Genomic DNA, 6,829 nt, shown 5'->3' on the forward strand with positions numbered 1-6,829 from the left:
AAAGTGTAGAATCTTTATAAAATTAGCTTCAATTCTATTTTTGAAGCTACTTTTTTTGTTTGAATGCTACATCACTTACGAGCAAAAGATGATCACTTAAATCCTCATCAACGATATCAAATTGATTGACTGAGAAATTTTCATCAGGCATAATATAGTCAATGCGCAATGTAGGCGCGATGGAATAGTAAGTACGACCAATACCCCAACTCTTTTTTAAGAATGCATCTTGTCGATTTCCTTTAATAGTGAAATAGGCATAGGAACCGGGTACGTCGTTAAAATCCCCACAGAGAATGCTTTTGAAGCGACTACTGTCGCTATATTTTTGAATCATATTGGCCTGTATTGCGCGTCGGGAAAAAGCCAATTGCATCTTGTTCATGATGCTGATGGATGCTTTTAATGTAGAATCTGACTGACTTTTAATTTGCGCAATATCGTCATAATCCTGCGGCGAGAATTTATAAGATTGTAAGTGTACATTAAAGATGCGCAGCGTGTCTTTTTGCCGCAGAACATCTACATAAATAAAACTTTCGGAAATGCCTTTAGGGTATTTAATTTTTACTGAATCGATGATGGGATATTTTGAAAAAATAATACTACCGGATTGATAATATCCTTTTCGTCTATCTAAATCTTTTGAAAAGAAATAATATGGATAGTCTTTAGAAAAGAGATCAATATTGTCTGCCTCTTTGCCTTGCGTTTGCGAATTGTTGAATTCCTGTAAGCAAATAATATCGGGAGAAAGCCCAATAATTGTATTGGCAATTTCTTTTCGGTCCTGCATTCTTTTATCTTTATTATGGCTCAGCCCATACATACTGCCTACATTCCAGCTGACAATACGGATGGCATTCGGGGCTTTAACATCTGTATTGAAGGAGCTGAAAATATGGTAAGAGAAAATTACTTTTATTTGCCGCCAACCAATAAGCAGTGCTAATAATGGAATTAATGCGGCTTTCGGTTTAGCAACTAACCAAAAAATAAGTGCAAATAATAAAAGTAAAATTAGATAAGGCAATAATAAACTAAGAAATGCCACGAACCACCATCTTTCTGGATTTAACTCAGACGCTAAACAAGCCGCGACAAATAGCATTGCTGCTAATATGGTTGGTATTAGAAAAATACCTCTGGTAAGTTTGCGGATAAATTTGAGCGCCATAATGTAAATCTACTCAAAAATTTTGTGCAAAAAAAGGCCTGCGAAAATATTGCATCGCAGGCCTTTTATTATCAAACTGAATTGTACTTATTTCTTGTCTTCTTGAGGCAAATTTAATTTATCAAGTATGGGTGTAATAACACCACTTACTTCGGTTTGTTTTACATCGTTTTGCTGTTCAAAAATTTCGATGGTATTGTTGCCTTTATTTAACCAACAACCCGGTAAATATAAAGTTTGTTGCGGGCCCACCTTCCAGTACCGGCCAAGGTTATGACCATTTACAAAAATAATTCCTTTTCCCCATTTGCTCATATCTAAGAAGGTGTCGCCAACTTTTGAGAGTTTAAAGGAACCTTCATAAATCACCGGATTGCCTGCGGTATAACTGTTTTCTTGCCTGGACAAATCGGGGGTTTCACTCATTGGCAATTTATACATTTCCCAATCGCCCGTAATTTCGTTGCCTTCGATAGTTACAGGAGAAATAATACCCTTAAGGTTATGTATAATTTCGCTGCCATAATTTATTCTACCCATATTTTCTACCAAGATATCTAATGTAGCATTGAAAGGAATATCAATGTTCATTGAGAACTTATTTGCCTGGCGATTCAGTTCGCCCACTTTTTTACCATTCACATAAATCAAGGCATAGTCGCGTAAACCTTTCAAGTCAAGCGTCCCATTAATAGGTTGCGTAAAATGCTTTCTATACAAAACATATCCATACCCTTGATTCAAGTCCTCAAAAGTCATAGGGGTGTCAGCTACTACCGGTTGAATATGGGCAATAATACCTTTGAACAAATCGACCGATTTATTTAAGTGGATAGACGGGATGGCTATGACTGGTATAGCTTTCGGAACTGAGGGAATACTGTATGCAACGTATTGCTTCATTACTGCGCGGATTGAATCGTACTTTGGGGTGGCCCATCCGGCCTCGCTGATTGGTGCGTCATAATCATAGCTTGTCATATCTGGTTGAATAGGGTGATTGGTACTATAGTTGGCACCACTTGTAAAGCCAAAATTTGTTCCGCCATGAACCATATAAAAATTAAATGAAATGTTGTTTTCCAAATATTTCTTGGTCTGTTTTGCAACATTTGTGGCAGATGTTTTGGGAAAAGGTTCTGCCCAATGATCGAGCCAGCCTGGATAAAATTCTGCAACCATATATGGGCCTTCGCCATTATGATATTGGTTTACTGCCTTTTTTAAGTTGTCTATATTGTCTTCTCCGTTTGCGGTGGGAAAAACACCGTCAATAGTACCCCCTTTAAATAACCAACTTCCATCGGCGGTAAATAAAGGGACGTCAAAGCCTGCTGCCAGTAAATCTGCTTTAATGGTTGCGCTGTACGCTTTGTGCTGTGCCAAAGGAATATCTTTTCTCTGGGCAACATAGGAACCAAATTCATTTTCGGCTTGTACCATAATAATGGGGCCGCCTTTGGTTATTTGTAAATCCCTGACTTGCTCCGCCAACTTGTTGATATATAAATCGCAGGAATCTAAAAATGGCTTGTTATCGGTGCGCAAAACCATACCCGGGGTTTTTTGCAACCACCATGGGAAACCACCAAATTCCCATTCGGCGCAGGCGTAAGGGCCGGGTCTTAATATGACCATCAGACCTACGTCTTGAGCGGTTTTTACAAACCTGGCTAAATCATGATCTCCGGTAAAATCCCAAACGCCCGGTGCTGTTTCTACATAATTCCAAAACACATAAGTGGCTACGGTATTCAGTCCCATGGCTTTTAGCATTTCCAAACGTTGACGCCAGTATTGATGCGGTACTCTTGCATAATGCATTTCGCCGGAATGTATCTGGATAGGCTTCCCATCATATAAGAAGGAGCCATTTTTAATTTCGAATGTATGCTTTGCTTTTTGTGCAAAGCTAGTCGTGCAACATAGCGTAATAATCGCTATCAAAGACAAAACGAATTTCTTCATGCTTTAGAATTGAATAAGATAATGATAAATATACCCATAAGAATCTCCTACGTGGACTTATAAAAGTAAAGAATGTTTAATGGAAAACTGCCCGAAAGGGAATGCAAACGTTTGCATGTCAGTTTATAAAACCAAGCAACCGATATTAAAAAAATAGGATACGTTGACTATAGTACATTTTTCCAACGAAGTCTTATAGAATTGAAACCTAATATGATATCGCTAAAACCCATTGCCAATGCGGCAAAAGAGGGGCTGAGTAAACCCAAGCATGCGATCGGAATAGCGACAATATTGTAGGCAAAGGCCCAAAAGAGGTTTTGTTTTATCGTTGTGTAGGTATGCTTTCCCAGGCCCAGTGCCAGGGGTAGATTTTTCAGTCCGTCATTCATCAAAATAACTTGCGCGCTTTGTATAGCTATCTGCGATGCGTCGCTCAGTGATATACCGATGGTTGCTTTTGCTAATGCAGGGGCATCGTTAATGCCGTCACCAATCATAGCCGTCGGCTGGCTTGCATTTAATGCTGCGATTTTTTGTAATTTTTGCTCCGGTGTCTGCTCCGCAAAAAATAAATCGATGCCTGTTTGTTTTGCAATTGCCGCACACTTCTGTTCATTATCGCCGCTGAGTAATATAGTCTTTAATCCGGCAGCGTGTAATTGATTAACGACTTCCTGGGCTTCAGGTCGGAGTTTATCCTGCACGTCTACCCAACCGAGTAAGGTATCATTTTTTATTAAATAGATATTATGCGACAAATCTTGGGTTAAATCTTTGGCTTTTTTGTAAGACGCTACCCAGAAAACATTGCCCTGCTTATCTTCAGCCTTTATGCCGACGCCCTTTATTTCTTCAATTTTTTTCCAAATAATAGTATTACCGGTTTTCCAGTTTTTAGTGATCGTTCTGGCGATGGGGTGATTAGAAAATTTCTCCATCGAAAAAATAATTTTCTTAAAATCTTCTTCCGATACATCGCCGGTAATTGAGTGGTTACTGATTGAAAAATCACCTGTAGTTAAAGTGCCTGTTTTATCGAAAACTATTTGTTTTATATCTTTAAAAACTTCCAGGCTGCGTGCATTTTTAAACAAAATACCGTGTTTGGCTGCGCGACCCAATCCCACGGCTATAGCGGCAGGTGTAGCCAATCCCATGGCACAAGGGCAGGCGATAACCAGAACAGCTATACTGCGCAAAAGACTGGTAGAGAAACTATAATCGGCAACAAAATAATTACCCAAAAAGCACAGTAAGGTAATGGCTAAAACTGCCGGGATAAATATGGCACTAATCTTATCTGCCAACTGTTGCATGGGCGGCTTTTCCGCTTGGGCTTCCTTTACTAATTTTAAAATATTTTGCAGCACTGTGTCTTTGCCGGTTGCCGTTACATAGGCTTTTACATTACCATCGGTAACCATACTGCCACCAATAAGACTACTCCCCTGCCCTTTTTCGACGGGTAAACTTTCGCCTGTTAAAATAGATTCGTCTATACTGGCGCTCCCTGACAATATTTTGCAATCCATGGGAACATATTCTCCTGATTTTATTAAGATCAAGTCGCCGGATTTCAGACTTTTACTATCTATCTGTAAAATATGCTCTTCGTGATTTTCAGCGTATACAATCATATTTGCCTGAATCTTCTGAGAAACGACTAAACTATCCAGAGCGACACGGGTTTGTTGTACAGATCGGTCCTCGAGCCAATTGCCCATAAATACCAACGTGATAATAGTGGCAGTAGTCTCATAAAACATAAAGCTTTCGGGGTTACCGGAAAATGTTCCATACAAACTGTAAGCAAACGAGGCAATGGCACCGACGGCCACCAAGACATTCATGTTGGGGACCCCCTTACGCAAACTACGCCATCCGCTTTTTCCAAAAAAGCCCATTCCTACCAGAAACACGGGAATGGTCAATGCTAACTGAAACCATTCATTCATCAGTATCCCAGCATGAACAAACATGTGTAGCCAAAGAGGGATGGTAAAAACCAGGCAGAATAAGAATCGTTGAAGGTGGTTTCTGAAAAACTTTTTGCTTTGGGGCGAATTTTCTTCTGAAGCGCCATTGGCAATATGATAACCCAGTTGATTTATTTCTTTTTCAATAGAGGCTAAACTATCATTAACGGGTTTTGTAAAGGAGACTTCGCCCCCGATAAAATTGACTGATACATTTTGTGCGCCCTTTGATTTTAAAACCTTTTCTACCGACAACGCACAATTGGTACAAGACATCCCTTCCACTTTCCACTCTATAGTATCATTCATATCTTTGTTGCATTATTTTGTTCCCGGCAAAGTTACATGGATGTTTTTGTGTTGGATTGCTTGGGATAATTTATCTTTACTACCATGTTGCAAACAATAAGGTTTTAGCCTGACGTTGACATTTATTTATATCAAATCTTCCTATGTCGTTCACATTCACAAATCAAAATATTAAAGAAGTTGCTGAAAAGCTTTGGTCAATACATTCGGACAAAAAAATTTGGGCCTTTTACGCGCCGATGGGAGCGGGTAAAACCACTTTTATAAAGACACTTTGTGAGGACGTGTTACAGTCCAAAGATATTATTAGTAGCCCGACTTTCGCCATTATCAATGAATACGAAAGTGTTGTTGAAGGAAAAATCTTCCACATGGATTGGTATCGCCTCGAAGACGAAGACGAAGCCATACAAACGGGGGTCGAAGAAGTATTGATGAGTGGGCACCTGTGCTTGGTAGAGTGGCCCGAAAAAGCACCGATGCTACTGTCTGAAGATACATTATTTCTTGAGATAGATATTTTGTCGGAGACCGAACGTGTGATTTTTGAGAAAAAATAGAATATTTTTACATATTGAAAGAACGAATATGCCTTCCGCAAAACCGATTATTAATACTGCTTTCAGCTATGCAACGCTGGAAGAAACTTTAGATATAAAGCAGAAAAGCGCCAAACTTTCTATTGGGATTCCCAAAGAAATAGCTTTTCAGGAAGATCGAATAGCTTTGATACCAGAGGCCGTAAGCGTTTTGGTAAGTAATGGACATCACGTAACCATACAATCAAAAGCCGGCGCAGGCAGTAAGTTTAGTGATAAAGATTATAGTGAAGCAGGTGCCAAAATTGAACATAATGCGGAAGAGGTCTACAGACAGCCCATTATTATTAAAAGTGCTCCTATTACCGTTGCAGATTTGCCTAATTTGCAACGAAACCAAATCATTATTTCACCGCTTAATCATTCTCTTTTAAGAAAAGAAATCATTGAGGAATTGGCGAAGAAAAAGATTACTACTTTAGGCTTCGAACTACTAAAAGATGATAGTGGTACTTTTCCTATTGTGCGCAGTATGAGCGAGATTGCGGGTAGTGCAGCCATGTTGCTTGCGGGTCAGTTTTTGGCTTGTTCTAATAATGGTAAGGGCGTATTATTAGGGGGTATCAGTGGTGTTCCTCCTACGAAAGTTATCATTATCGGTGCAGGTGTCGTTGGGGAGTTTGCGACACGAACGGCATTAGCGATGGGTGCTTCCGTAAAGGTCTTTGATAATAATGTTTACCGGTTAAAGAGGTTGCAAAACAATCTTGGCTTTCGCGTGTGGACAAGCGTTATTGAACCAAAGATTTTAGCCAAACAATTGAAAACCTGCGAAGTCGCTGTGGGGGCATTGGGTA

Annotated in this window: 5 protein-coding genes; 2 read left to right on the top strand and 3 right to left on the bottom strand. The window is 39.6% G+C overall.

Translation table 11 applies throughout. From position 1 onward, the window contains the following. Window positions 1-46: 46 nt before the first annotated feature. The 3 genes from ACQR30_RS13865 to ACQR30_RS13875 all read right to left on the bottom strand — a co-directional run bounded on the left by ACQR30_RS13865 (window position 47) and on the right by ACQR30_RS13875 (window position 5,433). Window positions 47-1,177: an endonuclease/exonuclease/phosphatase family protein gene (locus tag ACQR30_RS13865; protein ID WP_429736130.1), complete on the bottom strand. Its 1,131-nt coding sequence runs from the start codon at window positions 1,175-1,177 to the stop codon at window positions 47-49. An 87-nt stretch (window positions 1,178-1,264) separates the two neighbouring features. Continuing rightward, window positions 1,265-3,145, bottom strand: coding sequence for a beta-galactosidase (locus ACQR30_RS13870; protein ID WP_429736132.1), 1,881 nt, complete (start codon window positions 3,143-3,145; stop codon window positions 1,265-1,267). Between the two features lie 167 nt (window positions 3,146-3,312). Further along, entirely contained in the window at window positions 3,313-5,433 is a 2,121-nt protein-coding gene (locus tag ACQR30_RS13875) for a heavy metal translocating P-type ATPase (protein ID WP_429736134.1), read from the bottom strand. A 143-nt stretch (window positions 5,434-5,576) separates the two neighbouring features. Between ACQR30_RS13875 and tsaE the strand changes: the two genes are divergently transcribed. Continuing rightward, complete coding sequence (gene tsaE / locus ACQR30_RS13880; RefSeq protein ID WP_429736136.1) at window positions 5,577-5,993, top strand: tRNA (adenosine(37)-N6)-threonylcarbamoyltransferase complex ATPase subunit type 1 TsaE; 417 nt, start codon at window positions 5,577-5,579, stop codon at window positions 5,991-5,993. A gap of 28 nt (window positions 5,994-6,021) precedes the next feature. Beyond that, window positions 6,022-6,829, top strand: an 808-nt coding sequence (locus ACQR30_RS13885) for an alanine dehydrogenase (RefSeq protein WP_429736138.1), incomplete at its 3' end; no start/stop codon positions are given.

The sequence above is a fragment of the Arachidicoccus sp. genome (assembly GCF_050436765.1).
Classification (GTDB): Bacteria; Bacteroidota; Bacteroidia; order Chitinophagales; family Chitinophagaceae; genus Arachidicoccus.

Excerpts from the sequence above, each read along its gene's own strand:
- tsaE (WP_429736136.1), top strand. The coding sequence starts at position 5,577 with ATGTCGTTCACATTCACAAATCAAAATATTAAAGAAGTTGCTGAAAAG.
- ACQR30_RS13865 (WP_429736130.1), bottom strand. The coding sequence starts at position 1,177 with ATGGCGCTCAAATTTATCCGCAAACTTACCAGAGGTATTTTTCTAATA.
- ACQR30_RS13875 (WP_429736134.1), bottom strand. The coding sequence starts at position 5,433 with ATGAATGATACTATAGAGTGGAAAGTGGAAGGGATGTCTTGTACCAAT.
- ACQR30_RS13870 (WP_429736132.1), bottom strand. The coding sequence starts at position 3,145 with ATGAAGAAATTCGTTTTGTCTTTGATAGCGATTATTACGCTATGTTGC.